Genomic DNA, 19,077 nt, shown 5'->3' on the forward strand with positions numbered 1-19,077 from the left:
GACGCTTCCCTGGCATTTCAAAGCGATACGTTACTGGCAAGCCTCGCACGACTCAGGATTCTCGAGCGAGCAAGCAATGGCCTCTTGAACGGAAGCGGCAGGCAGGGCATTCGAAGCCGCCGCGCCCGCGTGCGACGAGGTGTTCTGCACGGTGGTCTTGGCGATCTTCGTCGCGGGCCGCGAGCGCAGGTAGTAGGTGGTCTTCAGGCCCTGCTTCCACGCGTACATGTACATGGAAGAGAGCCTGCCGATGTTGGGTGACTCGGCAAAGAGGTTCAGCGACTGCGACTGGTCGATGTACGCATTACGCGCTGCGGCCATGTCGATGAGCGCGCGCATGGGAATCTCCCACACAGTGCGGTAGAGCAGCTTCAGATCGTCGGGCAGCTCGGCGATGTTCTGGATCGAGCCCTCGGCCATCTTGAGCCGCATCCGCATCTCCTCGGTCCAAAGCCCGCGCAGTTGCAGCTCATCGACGAGGTAGCGATTCACCTGCAGGAACTCGCCCGAGAGCGTCTCACGCTTGAAGAGGTTGGAGATCTGCGGCTCGATGCACTCGTAGCAGCCGACGATAGAGGCGATGGTCGCGGTGGGCGCAATCGCAATCACCAGCGAGTTACGCACACCGGTCTTGGCGATGCGAGCCCGCAGCTCCTCCCAACGCGCAGTGTCCGAGGGCGTCACATTCCACAGATCGAACTGGAACTTACCCTCCGCCATCCGCGTGTCCTTGAAGGTCGGGTGAGGCCCATCCTTCTCAGCCAGCGCAGCCGAAGCCGTAAGCGCGTGGAAGTAAATCTCCTCCTGAATCTTCGTCGAGAGCGCCTGCGCCTCGGCGGAGTCAAAGGGAAGATGAAGCTGGAAGAACACATCCTGCAAGCCCATGATGCCAAGCCCGATGGGCCGCCACTGCACGTTCGATCCAGCAGCCTGCGCGATGGGGTAGTAGTTGATGTCGATCACGCGATCGAGCATCGGAACCGCCGTGCGCACGGTCGCGCCGAGCTTCTCGAAGTCGAAGCTGGCGTTGCCGTTCTCATCCGCAATGACGTGCCGCGCCAAGTTGATCGACCCCAGGTTGCACACGGCAGTCTGGTCGTTCGAGGTCACCTCGGTGATCTCAGTGCAGAGGTTCGACAGGTGCACCACATTGCCCGGCTTGCCGGTCTGGTTGCACTTCAGGTTGGTAGCGTCCTTGAAGGTCATCCAGCCGTTGCCGGTCTCGGCCAGCGAGCGCATCATGCGCGCATACAGCTCACGCGCCTTGATCTGGCGATGGTAAAGCTTATCCGCCTCGGCCTTCTCGTAGGCCAGGGTAAACTCCTCGCCATAGAGATCGGGCAACTGCGGCACGTCCTTCGGATCGAAGAGCGACCACATGCCGTCAGCCTCAGCACGCTGCATAAAGAGGTCGGGAATCCAGTTAGCGAGGTTCAGGTTATACGTACGCCGCGAGAGGTCTCCGGTGTTCTCACGCAGCTCGAGGAACGACTCGATATCCGCATGCCACGGCTCCAGATAAACGCAGCAAGCACCCTTGCGCTTACCGCCCTGATTGACGGCAGCAACGGAGCTATCCAGCGTCCGCAGCCACGGCACAATGCCGTTCGAAAGCCCATTGGTAGCGCGGATCAGCGATCCCTCCGAGCGCACGCGATGAAAGGCCAGCCCGATGCCGCCCGAGAACTTCGAAAGCATGGCGACGTTCTTATACGTGTCGTAGATGCTCTCGAGCGAGTCCGTCGGCGAGTCGTGCAGATAGCACGAGGACATCTGCGCGTGCTTGGTGCCGGAGTTGAAGAGCGTCGGCGACGAGGGCATGTAGTCGAGCGACGCGATCAGCCGATAGAACTCGATGGCCTCATGCGCCGTGCCCGCCAGCCCGCACGCCACGCGCAGAAAGAAGTGCTGCGGCGTCTCGATCACGCTACGTGAGATCGGATCACGCAGTAGATAGCGGTCATATACCGTGCGCAGCCCAAAGTACTCGAAGCGGTCGGAAAAGGTCTCATCGACGGCGTGGTTCAGCTTGCGCGCGTGGGTCTGGACGAACTCGGCGGTGGCCTTTGAGACCACACCCTCCTGGTGCCCATATGCGATGGCCTGCGAGAACGAGTGCAGGTTCAGCGCCGAGACCTCTTTGACGATGGTGGCGAGCAGCAGCCGCGCCGCCAGCCGCGAGTACTGCGGCTCCTCGGCGATCAGAGAGGCGGCCGTATCAATGGAGATGGTGTCGAGTTCGCGCGTGGTGGCCCCGTCATACAGGCCGCCGATGGTCTTCGATGCAACGCGGATCGCATCGACATGAGTCAGCCCGTAGGACGAGCGTTGTACAGCGCGGACGATCTTGTTGACGTCCACTGGTTCGAGCGCGCCGTTGCGCTTGCGAACGTGCATGATGGGCGTCTCCTCGCGGGCGGGGAATCCGGGCGCGAGATCGGAGAGGCTGGTCTGGATGTGGGTCGAATCGGAGGTCGAGTTTGCGAAAGTGGCCATGGATAATCTCCTTGGCCTCGGGAAGCTTGCGAAGAGACAACGGACCACCTCCGGGGAGCGAGGAACAAACGGGCCACTGCCGCCTCGCCTCTCCTCGGAGGCGCGAGCAAATGTATCCGTGGCAGGTCTTCGGACTTCGCAGGATCAACCCTACCGGCCTGACTTCCCAGAGCGTCGCTCCAGTGCCACCCAGGCTTTCGTACCTGCTTACCGCTGCGGGACAGCTCCGGACTCTCACCGGATTCCCTTTTCACCCCAAGCCGTCTGGTTTGGAGAACCACGAATAAACCTACCCTATCTTGCGCTGTGCGCCACGGCAAGCGCTATATCTAGATGTGATGTGGAAAAGTAACCAACGTCGCGTGGTTACAGGGTTACCTAAGTCGATAATGACTCCGCAGACACAGCTTTTTGACCACCACTTGTCCTCCCATGATCGCTGTTGCTTGTTTCCGTCGTTGCAGTTGCTTGTTTTTTTGTTGTCATTCAGGAGCGAAGCGGAGGAATCTGCTTTCGTCTTTGCCATTGCTTGTGTTGTTGTTGCTTCTGGGGTAGGTCCGGGCTTTAATCCGGACATCAAAACCAGCCACAGAAGCGGGCTTTAGCCCCCGAGGTATGCTTTCTTCACCTTGACCTAAGCCCTCGGGGTGCCTCCCAAAAGCGCTGAAGGCCCGACCTATCCCTGCCACAACCTTGTCCTGCGGACGGGCCTCCTACGCGGATGGCGGTTTTACTGCTTCGCGTGGCCCTCACGCTGGTCGGGAACAAGATCCCTCCATCCCATCCCAGGGCTGTACGAAGGTAGGATAGATATGTGCAGGTGCAGGGCGCGGGAGCGTCCTGCCCATGGGAAGCCGGTGGAACTCCGGCACTGTCCCGCAGCGGTAATGGGAACGAACAGCATACGGTCCTCCGCGGACCACGCACTGCCTCCACCTCGGAGGTGGGAAGCGATGCCAAGTAGGCGGCCCTAAGTCCGAACACCAGCCTGCCGCCACCACCGTGGAGGAGCGCCCGCGCTCCCACCATGGCTGCGCTGGAGAGCACCGGCCTCGTGGATTGGGTCTGGCTTTCATCTGTCCGCTGACGACGTGCGCCCCACGCGCGAGCGTCCTCGTACACCTGCGCAGTGGTGGTTCCTTCGATACGCACGAGAGAGGAACCGCACCATGAGCACCAACACACCTTCGATACCAACTGCCGTCCTTGGCTTCCCGCGCATCGGACGCCAGCGTGAGCTGAAGTTTGCCCTCGAGAGCTTCTGGAAGGGCACCACCTCCGAGGCCGACCTGCTGGCCGTCGCGCACAGCCTGCGCGAGCGCCACTGGCTGCAACAGCGGGCGGCGGGCATCACCTTCATCCCCTCCAACGACTTCTCGCTCTACGACCAGGTGCTCGACGCACTGGTGTTGGTAGGAGCCACCCCAACCCGCTTCGGCAGCGGAGAAGTGACGTTGCAACGCTACTTCGCCATGGCCCGCAACAGCAGCGAGCAGACCGCGATGGAGATGACCAAGTGGTTCGACACCAACTACCACTACCTGGTCCCGGAGTGGTCTGCCGACCTGACCTTCGCGGTCGACACGCGCAAACTGCTCGCTGAGTTCCAGCAGGCCAAGGCTCTGGGCATCGTCACGCGCCCCGTGCTCATCGGCCCCGTGACTCTGTTGAAACTGGGCAAGTCCATAGATGGTTCCGATTCTCTGGCGCTATTGCCCAAGCTGGTAGCGGCCTACAGCGCGATCCTTGCCGAACTTGCCAACGCCGGAGCCGAGTGGGTCCAGATCGACGAGCCATCGCTGGTCACTGACCTGCCCGAGGCTTACGTTGAGGCCTATCGCACAGCCTACGCAGAGCTGACCAAGTCTCCAATCAAGCTGATGCTGACCACTTACTTCGGAGCACTTGACGAGAACCTTGCCCTGGCGACCTCTCTCGGCGCCGCCGGTCTGCACATCGACGCGGTACGAGCACCGGGCCAGGTAGAGGCGGTCGCCGCCTCGCTCCAGCCGGGTCAGATACTCTCGCTCGGCTGCGTGGACGGCCGCAATATCTGGCTCTCGAATCTCGAGGCGCTTGACAAGCTGATCTATAGACTGACCGGTCGGTTGGAATCCGGCCGTCTTCAACTGGCTACCTCTTGCTCGCTGCTGCACTCGCCGTACGACACCGCCGACGAGACCAAACTCGATCCACGAATCCAGTCGTGGCTCGCGTTCTCTCAGCAGAAGCTCGAAGAACTCGCAGCACTCTCCGCAGGGACGCAGGCAGCGCCTGAAGCTTTCGCGCAGAGCGCCCGCCGCATCGCCGACCGGGCCAGCGCCGAGAGCAGCTTCGACCCCACCGTGCGTGCATCGGTCGCTTCATTGGAGGAGCAGCACTTCCAGCGGCTCTCTTCCTACCCGGAGCGCGCCAAGGTGCAGCGCAATGAACTCAAGCTACCCCTGCTCCCCACCACCACCATTGGCTCCTTCCCCCAGACCGCGGAGGTACGACAGAAGCGCGCCGCGCACCGCAAGGGCCACCTGGACGATGCCGCCTACGAGCAGTTCCTGCGCGAGCAGACCGAGGACTGCATTCGCCGTCAGGAGCGGCTCGGCCTCGACGTGCTGGTCCACGGCGAGTTCGAGCGCAACGACATGGTCGAGTACTTCGGCGAGCACCTGAAGGGCTTCGCCTTCACGCAGAACGGCTGGGTCCAGAGCTACGGCTCGCGCTGCGTCAAGCCGCCGGTCATCTACGGCGACGTCTCGCGCCCCGAGGCTATCACGGTCGGCTGGTCGAGCTACGCGCAGTCCCTGACCACGCGGCACATGAAGGGGATGCTCACCGGCCCGATCACGATCCTCCAGTGGTCCTTCGTCCGCAACGACATTCCCGAGCGCGACACTGCGTTCCAGATCGCACGTGCCCTGCGCGATGAGGTCTGCGATCTCGAGCAGGCGGGCATCCGCATCATCCAGGTGGACGAGCCTGCACTGCGAGAGGGCCTGCCGCTGCGCAACGCCGATTGGGAAGCTTACCTGACCTGGGCAACCGAGGCCTTCCGACTTGCAACCTCGGGTGTTACAGATGCCACGCAGATCCATACCCACATGTGCTACTGCGAGTTCGAGGACGTGCTCCCCGCCATCGCCGCGCTCGATGCGGACGTCATCTCGATGGAGTCCGCGCGCTCGCGCATGGAGATGCTGGAGGCATTTGGACGCGAGGGCTACCCCAACGAAATCGGCCCCGGCGTCTACGACATCCACTCGCCGCGCGTGCCTAGCGCGGAGGAGATGCAGCAGCTCCTGAAGCTCGCGCTCGAGGTACTACGGATCGACCAGGTCTGGGTCAACCCCGACTGCGGCCTGAAGACTCGAGGCTGGCCGGAGGTCGAGCGCGCGTTGACCAACCTATGCGAAGCCGCACGAGCGACCCGCGCTGCACTCAACCTGTAGCTATAACACTCCGTGGCTGGCGCAACAGCCAGCCACGGAGCCACGCATCATCGAGGCTGCGCGTAGTATCCATCGCGCGTTCGAGCAATCAGCCCAGGCTTATCCAGCTTGATCTCGATATGGTGATACTCGTTCGGCTTCTCAGAGACCACCGCGTCGAAGTCGATCTCGTACCAGGCATCGAGATCCTCAAGCGACTGCTTCAGCAGGCCCGCCGTATCGCTGCTCGACTCGAAGGTAAGCCCGCCGCTCTGGATCGCCAGCACCTGCAACCCAAGATCGCCGAGGTCGACCTGCGATGGTTTGCTGATGCCCTTCAAAAAAGTCTGGTAGTAGTTCGAGCGCAGCAGCCCCTCGGATGCACCGATGGGGTTGATGTTGTAGAGCGTCAGGTTCGCCTCCCGCATCTCGGTGGAGTACGCGACCACATCGCCGAAGACCCCCTGTTGCTGCTTCGCATTCAACTCGATGCGCGGGCCTGAGAGCAGCGCCCAGCCCGGCGAGATCCAGAGCAGCGCCTTGCGCCCAGGGAGCGTCGCCGCATAGTTCGTAAGCTGACGAACAGCCAGGGTCGAGATCTGCAGCCGATCGTTCGCGCCGTAGATGCCGGTAGAGCGCGTCAACTCGCGCAGCCCGATCTCGTAGTGGCCCAGCGCATCGGCCAACGCATTGCCGTCGCGCGAGAACGCGGGCTGCATCTGCACGCCCTTGTCGGTCAACACGGCGACCGCCGTTGGATGCGTCAGGTGCCCGCCGTTGCTGCGCAAGAACTTCTGCGCCTCATCCCGCTCGTAGGCCACGGTCGTGAACCGTGTGTTGAGCGCATCGATCAGCAGGATTACCCGCGTCGGCGCATCGCTCCCGCGAACGGCCTTGAAGGCCGTGATGGGTCGGGGCAACTTATTGTCGATCAGGGTAAAGTCCTGCTGCTGCAAGTCCGCAACCGGCGGTCCGGCCTTGGTCCCGGACCCGGACCGAACGACTACGTTAAGATGAATGCTTCGAGACTTCCCCGTCTCGGGCGTCTGTTGCGCCGAAGCAGTGCAGAGAGCCGGTAGGAGAGCTGCGAGAAACAAACAGACGCGCATCTTAGTAGACATGAATTTAATCCGATCGGCGGTAAAGATAACCATGCGCATGATTCAGATGGCTCTTATGTTGGCGATGCTCTGTACCTCTTCCATCCTATACGCCGTGCAGGCGCCCACGGCCGCGGCCGCTCCACTCACCCCGTCCGAGCTGCTGAAGCCCTCGCTCGACATGTTGCAGCAGACGGTCGGCGAGCTGCGGCTGGAGAAGTGGAAGGGCGGCACGGTCCGCCAGGAGGCTGCATCGAACATCCAGTCCATCCAGCACGATCTTCAGGCCAACCTGCCGTCGCTGCTGGCCGACGCCGATGCGGCTCCCCAATCGCTGCGCAGTGCATTGCCGCTGCTGCGCAATCTCAATGCGCTCTACGACGTGGTGCTCCGTGTGAACGAGGCGGCGCGGGTCTCGGCTCCGCGCGAGCAGATTGAGCTGCTCGCGCAGACGATGGCGAGCCTCGACGGAGCGCGCCGCACGCTGGCCGATAACGCGCAGGAGACAGCCGTTGAGCAGGAGAAGCAGCTCGCCGATCAGCAGCGGGCTCTGCGCGCGCAGGCCGCGGCTCCGCCGCCTGTTGTGTGCGCCCCGGCGGAGCCTGCCCCGTCGCGGGTTGCGCCGAAGAAGAAGCGCAAGGTTGTGCCGAAGACTGCTCCGAAGGCGACGCCCGCGCCAGCCGCCGCCAAGTGACAGGTTGCTTCCGATAGGTTGGGCCACAAGAGCGCCAACATCGTGTCCTATGCCAGCCTGGGGCAAGGCGCCGGGTAGTTGTGCGTGCGGATGAGGGCCGAAGCCCCCGCTCTATCGACTCTCCCTCCGAGTTCAAAGCCAAGACCTATCCGGAAGCACCTCGCGTCGCTAAGGAAGCGCGTTTAATACGGGAGACCACATACGGCTTCTGAACAGCGCGCTGGCGTCGTGATTAAAACATGCGACGAATAATATCGGATTTGAAGGTGTTCCTTCCAGAACGCGCGATTTTCTTCCCTGAAAAATCAAATAAATGCGCTCGATAAGCTCCTAGTTTTCATATCTTGACGCGGTCATTGCACTATTTGCACACTCCCCAAAAAAACTTGTTGACAAGCTTACTCCCAGTCTTCTACAAGTGCTCGCGCAAATAATTCGCGTCGCATAGGAATCGAAGCGGAAAAGCGATCTCTCAGCCGGAAGGGGCAGGATCGCAGGATGGCTTCATTTGTATCGGCCTTCGTTAGCAGCGGTATGGGAGGGACGCAAAACCTCGTCTCTGGATTTCGTTTTCGCAGCACATCGCGGCCAGCAATTGCTTGACCGGACGCGGTGAATAAAGAAGAAAAGATCCTTCGGGACACCAAACGGGTTCGCATGGCGACTGAGCAGACTTGCGTCTGACGGAAGACCTGCGTCCTTCATCAAGCCGTTCGGCAGTTACCCAAGGATCTCTGGAACTCACGATTGATCCATATGCCCCGCTGGGGCTGGAGGCAGTATGCAGCATACGAAACACTTCAAGGTCAGCTCGCTCAGCCAACTCTTTCATCAACTGGTCGTTCGGCGCGCAGGCTTCATCCTCGCGCTTGCCCTTTGCCTCTTCGGCGCGCTCAGTCTGCACGCCCAAACCACCGCAACCCTCTCCGGTTCGGTGCAGGACGCCACCGGAGCCCTGGTTCCGAACGCAACCATCACCCTCACCAACGAGGCATCCAAGGACGTTCGCACCGGCACCAGTAACGGCGACGGCGTCTTCGTCTTCCCGGCGCTGCTGCCCAGCTCCTACTCGGTCAAGGTGACCGCCACCGGCTTCGCGGGCAAGGAGATCACCGGCATCGTGCTGCACGCCGGAGACTCGCAGACGCTGCCTGCCTTCGCGCTCGCCATCGGAACCACCGACACCGCCATCACCGTCGAGACGGCCGATCAGATCCTCTCCATCTCGAACGGCGAACGAACCGCTGTTCTTGAAGCCAAGGACATCGAAGACCTCACCCTCCAGGGCCGCGATACCAGCGAACTGCTCAAGGTATTGCCCGGCGTCGTCAACGTCGCCAACGGTCCGACGAACAACACCTCCGGCTTCAATCCCACCAACATCACCGCGGGCCAGAGCGCCATCGGATCGGGTCTCAACGTAGGCGGCGCACCCAACCGCGGCGGCACGGCGCTACTGCTCGACGGCATCAACATCCTCGACATCGGCAACAATGCCTCGAGCCTCGTCACCATCTCGCCTGAGATGACCCAGGAGATCAGCGTCCTCACCACCAACTTCGGTGCCGACACCGAGTTCGGCCCCGTCGTCATCAGCGCCATCTCCAAGTCCGGTGGCGACAAGTACCACGGCCAGGGCTACTTCAACGCCCGCAACGACGTTCTCAACGCCAACGACTGGCAGAGCAACCACCAGGGGCTCAAAAAAGGCGGAGCCCACTACTACTACCCCGGCGGCAGCATCGGCGGCCCGGTCCCGTTCACGCACGACAAGCTCTTCTTCTGGGGCGGCACCGAGATCCTGTTGCAGAACCAGGGCAACGCCAGCACCCTGCAGTCCTTCATTCCCACCCCGGCCATGTTGAACGGCGACTTCAGCTCGGACGACGCGGCCAATGCGGCGCTCTGCCCCGGCGGCTTCAACTCGGCCTCCTCCAGCACCTACTGGTGCAGCAGCCTCGCCGGAACCACCTTCCTCGACGGCGCGGGCAATCCCGTGACGCCCACGCCCGTAGCCGGAGCCTCCGGCTATAAGATCCCCTCCTCGGCCATCAACCAGAACATGCTGGCTCTCACCAAACTCTGGCCCAAGGCCAACGCCAACCCCTCCACCACGCCCGGCGGCTACAACTACGTGCAGCCCGTCATCAACGTCAACAACGGCTGGATCTACCGCATCCGCGTCGACTACAACCCCAGCGAGAAGGACAAGTTCTTCATCTCCTACCAGCAGGGCTACAGCAAGCAGCTCGCGCAGGGCAACGGCGCGCACATCTACAGCACGCCCAACTATGCCATCCCCTTCCCGGGCGGCGGCCTCTCCGGCACCACCTACTCCAAGGGTCTGGCGGGCCACTGGGTCCACACCTTCAACGCCACCACTACCAACGAGTTCGTCGCCGCCTGGACCTACGGCTACATCCCCTACGGCGCTGCGGACATCACTGCGGACTACCGTTCTGCAGTGGGTTACAACCAGAGCTTCATCTACGGCGGCGGCGCTTCTAAGCTCGTGCCCACCTACAGCGCACCCTCGGCCATGAGCATCCCGGACTACTCCCAGCGCGACTACTTCGAGTATCCCGGCGGGCTCTACCCGGCCAAGAAGCAGATCCCCCAGTACACCGATAACCTGACCAAGGTCATCGGCAACCATACCTTCAAGTTCGGCGGCTTCACCGAGAACGTGGACAACTACCAGGGCAACATGGCTGAGTACCCCAACGGTGGACTTACCATCGCGACCAACTCCAACCCGAACTTCCTCTGCACCTCCGGCACCTGCCCCAACATCGGCTCCTTCAACGGCACCGCCAACTTCATCACCGGAACCTTCTCGGCCTACCGCGAAGACTCCAGCGATCCCATCCAGGACCTCGCCTACCAGATCGTCTCCGGCTACGTCGACGACTCCTGGAAGGCGACCAAGCGCCTCAGCGTCGAGCTGGGTTTCCGCTTCGATCACATCGGCCACTTCTACGATCGTCAGGGCATCGGCATCGCGGCCTTCTTCCCGGGCCGCGTCCTCGCCGACTATGAGTCCGGCAAGGTCTACCCCGGCTTCTACTGGCACGGCATCGACCCCGGCGTCCCCAAGGGTGGCGCTCCCGACCGTCTCGCCTTCATCTCGCCCCGCTTCGGTGTCTCTTATGACGTCTTCGGCAACGGCAAGACGATGGTGCACGGCGGCTGGGGAGCCTACCGCTTCCCCAACCAGTACAACGACTCGGCCAACGCCCTCATCACAGCGCAGGCTATCGTAGGCTACAACTCCACCTCCAACTACTCCGGCAAGACCTTCCAGCAGACCCAGATCGGTTCGCTGCAGCCGCCGACCTGCTTTAGCAAGTGCCTCACCACCACCGCTCCCACCGGCTTCGACGCCAGCGACTACGGCACTCCGCTGACCTATGACTGGAACTTCAGCATCGATCAGCAACTGCCCGGCCGCTTCCTACTCGACGTAGCCTACGTCGGCAACAGCAGCTCCAAGCTGCTCAACTCCAGCCAGACCATCGCCGGCAGCAGCTACACCGGTATCGCCAACGTGAACAAGACGCCGCTCGGAGCCTACTTCCAGCCCATCTCGGCTGCTGTCGGCGACAACCCGCTCTCCCCCAACATCGGCCTGAAGACGCAGAACCCCGAGAACCTGGGCCAGGGCGGCACCGGCATCACCGCATCGGACTATCGTCCCTACGGCTATGCCTACGGCGCCAACAGCGTCACCGAGTTGCAGAGCACCAACTACGCCAACTACAACTCGTTGCAGGCCGCCGTACTCAAGCGTACCGGCAACCTGACCATCAACGCCAACTTCACCTGGTCGAAGGCTCTCGGCACCGTGCTGGCGCGCAGCCCGTACAACAATCGCCTCAACTACGGACCTCAGCCCACCGACCGCCCGTACGTCTTCAACTCGTCTTACATCTACCGCCTGGGCAAGCTCTACCACGGCAACAAGCTGGTCGAAGGCACGGTCAACGGATGGACGATCTCGGGCGTCTCGTCCTGGCAGATCGGCACCTTCCTGCAGCCGACCGTGAGCGTGACGTATGCTCCCGGAACCTCGCCCTACAACACCGCATCGACCTCGCTGACGACGGCTTCCTACTTCGGAACCGACGCCGGTTCGACCATGCCCATCCTGCCGGTAGTCACCTGCAATCCGCTCTCCGGCCTCGCCTTCCACCAGTCGTTCAAGCAGTCCTGCCTGGTCGCTCCCAACCTTGGCCAGCAGGGCGGACAGAACTTCCCCTACATCAAGGCGGCCTCATTCCTCGAGAACGACCTGGCCGTCTACAAGACGTTCAACATCCACGGCGGCAACAACATCCAGTTCCGGGTCTCGGCCTTCAACTGGCTCAACCATCCTCTGCCGCAGTTCAGCGCGTCCACGCAGTACCAGATCAACTACACCGTCAACGGCAAAACCGGGGCGGTCACCCAGGCCACTCAACCTGCGACGGTCGGCTTCTTCGACTCGAAGAACGGCGCACCCGGACAGCGCAATATCGAGCTGGACGTGAAGTACACATTCTAACCCACAACCCAACCTTGAACACGTAACTAATCTGGTGGCAATAACGGGTACCCCATTCATCGGCGGTTTCATCGTCGATGGGTGGGGTACACCGCCGTCTAACTCCCCACAGCTCTACGGAGGTCTTTCTTGTCTGCCCGCCATGCACTTCTGCTTGTGCTCGCCTGCTCATTGCCCTGCGTCGCGTCCGCTCAGACTCCCGCTCCGCCTTACGTCAACGCCCCCCTCGGCGACATCCCCGCCATGCCCGGAGACGGCAACGGAGCCTACAAGACCCATCACTACCGCGACCTCTTCTCCGAGCAGGGCCACACCCCCGCCGAGACCCAGGCCAAGATCGACCAAGCCTTCCGGCAGCTCTTCCACGGAGACGGACAGGAAGAGCGTCTCTACTTCGAGACCGGGGCCAACGCCAACGGTCCCCTCGCCTACGTCACCGACTGGGCCAATAACGATGCCCGCACCGAGGGCATGAGCTACGGCATGATGATCGCCGTCCAGATGAACAAGAAGCGCGAGTTCGACGCGCTCTGGAACTGGGCCAACACCTACATGCTCGTCACCGATCCCAAGAACCCCTCGGTAAACTACTTCGCCTGGTCCATGAGCACGGACGGCTCGCCACGCTCCACCGGCCCCGCGCCCGACGGCGAAGAGTATTTCACCATGGCCCTCTACTTCGCTGCCCATCGCTGGGGCAACGGCAAGGGCATCTACGACTACCAGGCCCAGGCCGATAAGATCCTGCGCGGCATCCGTCACCACCCTGTCCTCAGCGGGACCGGCCCCTTTCGCATTCACCCTGAAGACGCGCCCTTTGTGTATCCGGGCCACCCCTGGCCCAGTCCCAACAACACCACGGCTGCCCGTGAAGCAGCAGCCAGCGGCAAACCTCTTCCCATGCGCCCGGCACCGCGTGGTCCGCAGACCGAGACCATCGGCCCGATGGTCGATGAGCCTCATTACATGATCCGCTTCGTGCCTAACGTCGAAAACGGCATCAGCGACGCCTCCTACCACCTGCCCGCGTTCTACGAGCTGTGGGCGCGCTGGGGTCCGGCGGAGGACCGCGCCTTCTGGGCCAAGGCCGCCGACGTCAGCCGCAACTACTTCGCTATCGTCACCGGCCCCGAGACCGGGCTGACGCCGGAGCGCAATAACTTCGACGGCTCCCCGGTCATCACCCGCTACGGCTCGGCCACCTTTGGGTACGACTCGTGGCGCAGCGTTAGCAACTGGTCGGTGGACTACTCCTGGTGGCAGAAGGACCCGCGCGAGGCCGTCCTCAGCGACCGCGTGCAGAAGTTCCTCTTCAGCCAGGGCATCAGCTCCTTCGCCGACCGCTACACGCTGGACGGCAAGCCGCTTTCGACACGCCACTCAACGGGGATGCTCGCCGCCGCGGCCGTGGGCAGCTTCGCCGCCGCCTCTGGCCCTACTTCAAAAGCCTTTGTAGAGGAACTTTGGAACACGCCGATCCCATCCGGCGAGCAGCGTTACTACGACGGAATGCTCTACCTGATGAGCCTGCTGCATTGCAGCGGCAACTTCCGCATCATCAACTGAGGGGGCAGGCTCTCTGGTATTTCACGCGAAGCGTCGAGAACCGCACGAAGTGCCGCCCGCCCGGCGTGAGGGCGCAGTTGCTTGTTTTCTTGGTTGTCATTCAGGAGCGAAGCGGAGGAATCTGCTTTTGCCTTTGCTTCTGGGGGGAGGTCCAGGCTTTAGCCCCCGAGGTATGCTTTTTCTTCCTAGCCACAAAGGCAACAACAAAAGCGCCCTAACGCCGGGCGGGCGGCACTTCGTGCGGTTCTCGACGCTTCGCGTAAAGGCTACCCTTGCGCCAAAAATGCCGCCAACCGCTCCACTCCAAGCTCATTCTTCGTCCACTGCGCGGCATAACACCACCGCAACCACCCCTCACCCTCCGGCCCAAACGCCCGTCCCGGAGCCAACCCCAACCCCACCTGCTGAATCAACCTCTTAGCCAGACTGACCGAATCCTTCTCCCCATCAATCCGCAGAAAAAGATACATAGCCCCATCCGCCTCCGGCACCTCAATCCCCGGCAGCACCCGAATCGCCGCCGTCAAACGGCTCTTGGTCTCGGCCAGTTCCGCCCGAAGCTGCTGAACATAAGACTCCCCATCGAGAATTGCCTTGGTAGCAGCCCGTTGCGAGAACTCCGCCACGCAGGAGGTATTGAACTCGATGAGCGCCGCCAGATCGGCCACAACCGACGTAGGCACCACCATCCAACCCACGCGCCAACCCGTCATTGTCCACGACTTCGAGCAGCTATTCACGATGATGACCCGATCTTCCGCCTCGGCAATCGTAAGAAAAGACGGAGCCGACTTCATCCCCTCGATATAGACCAGCCGCTCATAGACATCATCGGCAAGAATCCATATCCCCAGCCGTCGACAGTGCTCAAGGATCGTCTTCTGCTCCTCCGACGAGATCGTCCAGCCGGTAGGATTATTCGGCGAGTTGATGACCAACATGCGCGTCCCCGGCGAAAGAGCATCCAGCAACTTCCCCATCGGCAGCGACCACCGGCCATCCTGCGCCTCAAGCGAAACGCACTCCACCACGCCGCCCACCACCTTGGGAATCTCCACCGCATTAGGCCAGAGCGGCGTGATCGCGACGACACGATCCCCAGGGCTTACAAGCAACTGGCAGGTAAGCATCAGAGCCGAGACGCCGGAGCTGGTGGCGGCGATGCGGTCGACACCGATGGGCAGTGAGTGCAGCCCTGTCAGATAAGTCGAGATTGCCTGACGCAGATGCGGCCGACCCAGATTCTCCGAGTAAAAGGTTTCGCCTTCTCGTAGGGATTCGATTGCGGCTTCGCGGATGAACTCGGGGGTAGCCCGGTCGGACTCGCCGAACCAGAAGGGCAGGACGTCCGTGCGACCCGCGGCGGAGTTAGCTACTTCGCGGATGAGAGAGGGGGAAAACCTCGGTTGGGTATTCATGGCGATAGACTTCTTTATACCCTACGAAGTGGTGCGCAGAACGTGGTTTTGTGACGGTGAAACACGGGCAGGTGACGGTGTAGTTTGCGGTAAAAGTTGTGCAAGTCCGGGTGTCTCGTCTCTGAGACACCCGGACTTGCCGGATCGAGTTAGCGGACCTTCCAGCGAGTAGAAAGCTCGGCCAGCTTGTCCTCGATGGACTTGGGCGGAGCGGGCTGTTGCTGCCGCGGTTTCGGATGCGGCTTGCCTGCTTGAGCGGGTTTAGCAGCCGGTTCAGCAGGTCGGGATGGGGTCATCAAAGCCTTCATTGAGAGGGCGATGCGCTTGGTCATCACGTCGGCGCTGATGACCTTGACCTTCACGATCTGGCCAGCTTTGACGGCTTCGCTGGGATCTTTAATGAAGCGGTTAGACAGCTCGGAGATGTGAACGAGGCCGTCCTGATGAACGCCGATATCGACGAAGGCCCCGAACTTCGTCACATTGGTGACGACGCCCTCTAGAACCATTCCGGGCTGCACGTCAGCCAGCTCGCGGACGCCCTCGTGAAAGCTGGGGGCGACGAACTTGTCGCGAGGGTCACGGCCGGGCTTGCGCAGCTCTTCGAGGATGTCGTTGAGGGTGAAGGTGCCAGCGGATAGTTTTGAGCGGTCTACGTTGTCGAGCAGGTGCGGGGTGGCGATGATCTGCTGGATGGGCGCGCCGATGCTGGCGGCGATCTGCTCGACCAGCGCATAGCTCTCGGGGTGGACGGCGGTGGAGTCGAGGGGCTGCGAGCCGCCGCGGATGCGCAGGAATCCTGCGGCCTGCTCGAAGGTCTTCGCGCCTACGCCGGTGACCTGCTTGAGCTGGGCGCGGGAGGTGAAACGGCCGTTCTCGTTGCGGTACTGAACGATGTTGAGGGCCATGCGCTCGGTGATTCCTGCTACGTAGCGGAGAAGCGTCCATGACGAGGTGTTGAGGTCGACGCCGACCTTGTTGACGCAGGTCTCGATGGTGGCTTCGAGGGACTGCTGGAGCTGGCGCTGGTCCACATCGTGTTGATACTGGCCTACTCCGATGGACTTGGGATCGACCTTGACCAGCTCGGAGAGTGGGTCTTGCAGGCGGCGGGCGATGGAGATGGCTCCGCGAACGGTGAGGTCGAGGTCGGGGAACTCCTGGCGGGCGACCTCGGAGGCGGAGTAGATGCTGGCTCCCGACTCCGAGACCATGACCTTGAAGATCTCGGTCAGGTTCTGTTCGGCGAGGAAGTCGCGGACGAAGGCGTCGGTCTCGCGGGAGGCGGTGCCGTTGCCGATGGCTATGGCGCGGACGTTGTGCTGGCGCACGAGCTGGGCCAGTGTTTGGTTGGCCTTGGCGGTCTGGCCGGTGTGGGGGTAGATAACGTCGTGGGCGAGGAACTTGCCGGTCTCATCGACTACGGCGACCTTGCAGCCGGTGCGCAGGCCGGGGTCTAGACCGAGAACTGAGATGGGACCGGCGGGTGGCGCTAGGAGCAGGTTATTAAGGTTGTCGCGGAAGACCTGGATGGCGTCGAGGTCGGAGCGCTTCTTCAACTCGAGGCGCAGCTCGCCCTGGATGCTGGAGGAGAGGAGACGGCTCCACGAGTCTTCGATGGCGAGGTCGAGTTGAGCAGTCCAGTCGCCCTCGGGGCCGAGGATGTGGTTGCGGATGATGCCGGTGGCACGGGCTGGCTCCATCTCGATGAGGAAGTAGAGGATGGACTCAGCTTCGCCGCGGCGGATGGCGAGCATACGGTGGGACGGAATGGTCTTCACGGGCTCGCGGTAGTCGTAGTACATCTTGAACTTCTCTTGCGGGTCGTTGGCGTCCATGGTCTTGCGGCTGACGATGGTGCCCTCGTCGTGCAGGAGCTGGCGGAGGGACTTGCGGACCTCGGCTGTTTCGGCGATGCGCTCGGCGACGATGTGGCGTGCGCCCTCGAGGGCTTCGCTTACGGTGAGGACTTGCTTGGCCTCGTCGATGAAGGTCGCCGCGAAGTCTAACAGCGATTGCTCGGCGGGTTGCTGCGACCAGAGGTAGTCGGCTAGGGGCTCGAGGCCGCGCTCGCGGGCGATGGTGGCCTTGGTGCGGCGCTTGGGGCGGTAGGGGAGATAGAGGTCTTCGAGCTCGCCCTTGTCGAGGGTGGACTCGATCTTCTGGCGCAGCTCGTCGGTAAGCTTCTGCTGCTCGGAGATGGAGCTGATGATGGTCTCGCGGCGGCTGAGTAGCTCGCGGAAGTAGGCGAGGTTCTCTTCGATGGCGCGGATCTGGACCTCGTCGAGGGCGCCGGTGGCCTCTTTGCGGTAGCGTGCGATGAAGGGCACGGTGCCGCCTTCGTCGAGGAGAGTGATGGTGGCTACGAGCGAGTGAAGGGGGACGTTGAGCACTCCAGCGATGTGGAGAAGGATTTCGGGGGGGAGAGAGCGAGTGTCGTTCATGTTCTAGACCATCGTAGACGTATGGCGGGAGGAAAAGCCAGAAGAGTGATGGACTTGTCGGAGTGTGGCTGTGTGTAAGTTGTCCGGTGAATGTTGACTGATTGTCAGACACTCTGCATTTGATGGGTGCTGAAGATTGCAATCGTCCAAAGGGGTATGTTACAAGCGTGTTATCTCACTCCTACGGCTGGTGATCCACGATAAGCGTCTAACTGAGGCGCTGCTCTGTTCTTCAGCCCACATGTATATGCGGCTCTGCCGCCGATACTGGTACGCGGCTCAAGCCGTTGATGTCGCGCGTTATGGAACATTGAAGGACTTTGCTTTCTCGGGACTTGTTTCAGGGGGGATCCGTGTCTAACAGCGATGAGAGTCATAAGTGTCGTTCCTTTGCGGGGCATGAGCTGGCGCGTCGTAGCTTTGCCGATTTTGCAGTTTCAGAGACGAAGTACCTTCCGGACCAAGAGATACCGACTCACTCACATAACTTCAGCTATATCTCGATTGCTCTGCAGGGTTCGTATACGGAGAAGTGCTGCTCGGTATCGTCCGATATTCTGCCGGGGCAGGTGATTCTGCATGTGCCTGGGGAGTCGCACTCGAACCGTTTTCATCAGATAGGTGGGCGGGTGCTGAATGTAGAGCTATATCCCAGCTTTCTGGCGCGGCTGGCGGAGTTTCAGAATATACGTCCGGATGGGCAGAGGCGTTTGCGTAACTCGTATGGGTTGCAGTTGGGGACGCGGCTATATAGAGAATTTTCGTGTCGGGATGTTACTTCGTGCTGGTCGCTTGAGGGACTGACGATGGAGCTGATGGCGGAGATCTTTCGCCAGCACGCGCCAAAGATCAGGGAAAGTAACTGCGCGTGGCTGAGTAAGGTGATCGAGTTACTGAAAGATACTTACAAGCAGCCGATGACGCTAGAAGAGATTGCAGCGCATGTGTCGGTGCATCCGGTGCATCTGGCGCGGGCTTTCAGGAAGCGGCATCACTGTAGTATTGGGGAGTATATGCGGAAGTTACGGCTGGAGGCTGCGTGCAGGGAGCTACTTGGCTCTAAGTGCTCGATCGCTGAGGTGGCGCTGCGTACAGGGTTTTCGGATCAGAGCCATCTTTGCCGCTCTCTGAAAGAATATGCGGGAATGTCACCGCTTCAGTATCGGAAGAGTCATAGCGTGTAGTTACTGTTGGAGTTAGAAGTGCATAAGCCTCTGAATATGCCCTATTGGGGATTCAGAGGCTTTTTGTATGTAAGTCAGAGTTACAGGCGAGAGCGCTAAGCCTGTTCAAATGTTCTGCCGGTTCAAGACAGTCGTGTGACTCCTCTCTACTTTGATGAAAAGCCTTTCACACTTAGTTATGCCTGCGGCCTTATTGGGCTGGGAGATCAT

Annotated in this window: 9 protein-coding genes and 2 riboswitches; of the genes, 5 read left to right on the top strand and 4 right to left on the bottom strand. The window is 61.4% G+C overall.

All coding sequences use genetic code 11. The annotated features are described in order from the left end of the window. Nucleotides 1-30: 30 nt before the first annotated feature. Nucleotides 31-2,496, bottom strand: coding sequence for a ribonucleoside-diphosphate reductase subunit alpha (locus FTO74_RS03625; RefSeq protein ID WP_162536914.1), 2,466 nt, complete (start codon nucleotides 2,494-2,496; stop codon nucleotides 31-33). 102 nt (nucleotides 2,497-2,598) lie between these two features. Continuing rightward, nucleotides 2,599-2,793, bottom strand: a riboswitch (cobalamin riboswitch). 504 nt (nucleotides 2,794-3,297) lie between these two features. Beyond that, nucleotides 3,298-3,503: riboswitch (cobalamin riboswitch) on the top strand. Between the two features lie 162 nt (nucleotides 3,504-3,665). On the opposite strand from FTO74_RS03625, the gene metE reads away from it, so the two are divergent. Next, complete coding sequence (gene metE / locus FTO74_RS03630; protein WP_162536915.1) at nucleotides 3,666-5,939, top strand: 5-methyltetrahydropteroyltriglutamate--homocysteine S-methyltransferase; 2,274 nt, start codon at nucleotides 3,666-3,668, stop codon at nucleotides 5,937-5,939. A 47-nt stretch (nucleotides 5,940-5,986) separates the two neighbouring features. Here the strand turns inward: metE and FTO74_RS03635 are convergent, their stop codons facing one another. Further along, nucleotides 5,987-7,039 (bottom strand): VWA domain-containing protein, encoded by a 1,053-nt coding sequence (locus FTO74_RS03635; RefSeq protein WP_162536916.1) that lies wholly within the window; start codon nucleotides 7,037-7,039, stop codon nucleotides 5,987-5,989. A 31-nt stretch (nucleotides 7,040-7,070) separates the two neighbouring features. Between FTO74_RS03635 and FTO74_RS03640 the strand changes: the two genes are divergently transcribed. The 3 genes from FTO74_RS03640 to FTO74_RS03650 all read left to right on the top strand — a co-directional run bounded on the left by FTO74_RS03640 (nucleotide 7,071) and on the right by FTO74_RS03650 (nucleotide 13,821). Next, nucleotides 7,071-7,712 carry a hypothetical protein gene (locus tag FTO74_RS03640; protein ID WP_162536917.1) on the top strand — a complete coding sequence of 214 codons (642 nt, stop codon included), beginning with the start codon at nucleotides 7,071-7,073 and terminating at the stop codon, nucleotides 7,710-7,712. A 781-nt stretch (nucleotides 7,713-8,493) separates the two neighbouring features. Beyond that, a complete protein-coding gene (locus FTO74_RS03645; protein ID WP_162536918.1) occupies nucleotides 8,494-12,255 on the top strand; it encodes a carboxypeptidase regulatory-like domain-containing protein in 3,762 nt (1,253 codons plus the stop codon). A 171-nt stretch (nucleotides 12,256-12,426) separates the two neighbouring features. Further along, nucleotides 12,427-13,821, top strand: coding sequence for a glycosyl hydrolase family 8 (locus tag FTO74_RS03650; protein ID WP_162536919.1), 1,395 nt, complete (start codon nucleotides 12,427-12,429; stop codon nucleotides 13,819-13,821). Between the two features lie 266 nt (nucleotides 13,822-14,087). On the opposite strand, the gene FTO74_RS03655 is transcribed toward FTO74_RS03650, so the two are convergent. Then, the gene (locus FTO74_RS03655) at nucleotides 14,088-15,239 is read right to left on the bottom strand and encodes a pyridoxal phosphate-dependent aminotransferase (protein WP_162536920.1); all 1,152 of its coding nucleotides are present in this window, start codon (nucleotides 15,237-15,239) and stop codon (nucleotides 14,088-14,090) included. A gap of 149 nt (nucleotides 15,240-15,388) precedes the next feature. Then, complete coding sequence (locus FTO74_RS03660; protein ID WP_162536921.1) at nucleotides 15,389-17,683, bottom strand: Tex family protein; 2,295 nt, start codon at nucleotides 17,681-17,683, stop codon at nucleotides 15,389-15,391. 353 nt (nucleotides 17,684-18,036) lie between these two features. Between FTO74_RS03660 and FTO74_RS03665 the strand changes: the two genes are divergently transcribed. Further along, nucleotides 18,037-18,867 (top strand): AraC family transcriptional regulator, encoded by an 831-nt coding sequence (locus FTO74_RS03665; protein WP_162536922.1) that lies wholly within the window; start codon nucleotides 18,037-18,039, stop codon nucleotides 18,865-18,867. The last annotated feature ends 210 nt before the right edge of the window (nucleotides 18,868-19,077 follow it).

The sequence above is a fragment of the Granulicella sp. WH15 genome, assembly GCF_009914315.1.
Lineage (GTDB): Bacteria > Acidobacteriota > Terriglobia > Terriglobales > Acidobacteriaceae > Edaphobacter.

Bases quoted from the DNA above. Each gene is read 5' to 3' on its own strand.
- FTO74_RS03625 (WP_162536914.1), bottom strand. From the start codon at position 2,496: ATGGCCACTTTCGCAAACTCGACCTCCGATTCGACCCACATCCAGACC.
- metE (WP_162536915.1), top strand. From the start codon at position 3,666: ATGAGCACCAACACACCTTCGATACCAACTGCCGTCCTTGGCTTCCCG.
- FTO74_RS03635 (WP_162536916.1), bottom strand. From the start codon at position 7,039: ATGTCTACTAAGATGCGCGTCTGTTTGTTTCTCGCAGCTCTCCTACCG.
- FTO74_RS03640 (WP_162536917.1), top strand. From the start codon at position 7,071: ATGCGCATGATTCAGATGGCTCTTATGTTGGCGATGCTCTGTACCTCT.
- FTO74_RS03645 (WP_162536918.1), top strand. From the start codon at position 8,494: ATGCAGCATACGAAACACTTCAAGGTCAGCTCGCTCAGCCAACTCTTT.
- FTO74_RS03655 (WP_162536920.1), bottom strand. From the start codon at position 15,239: ATGAATACCCAACCGAGGTTTTCCCCCTCTCTCATCCGCGAAGTAGCT.
- FTO74_RS03660 (WP_162536921.1), bottom strand. From the start codon at position 17,683: ATGAACGACACTCGCTCTCTCCCCCCCGAAATCCTTCTCCACATCGCT.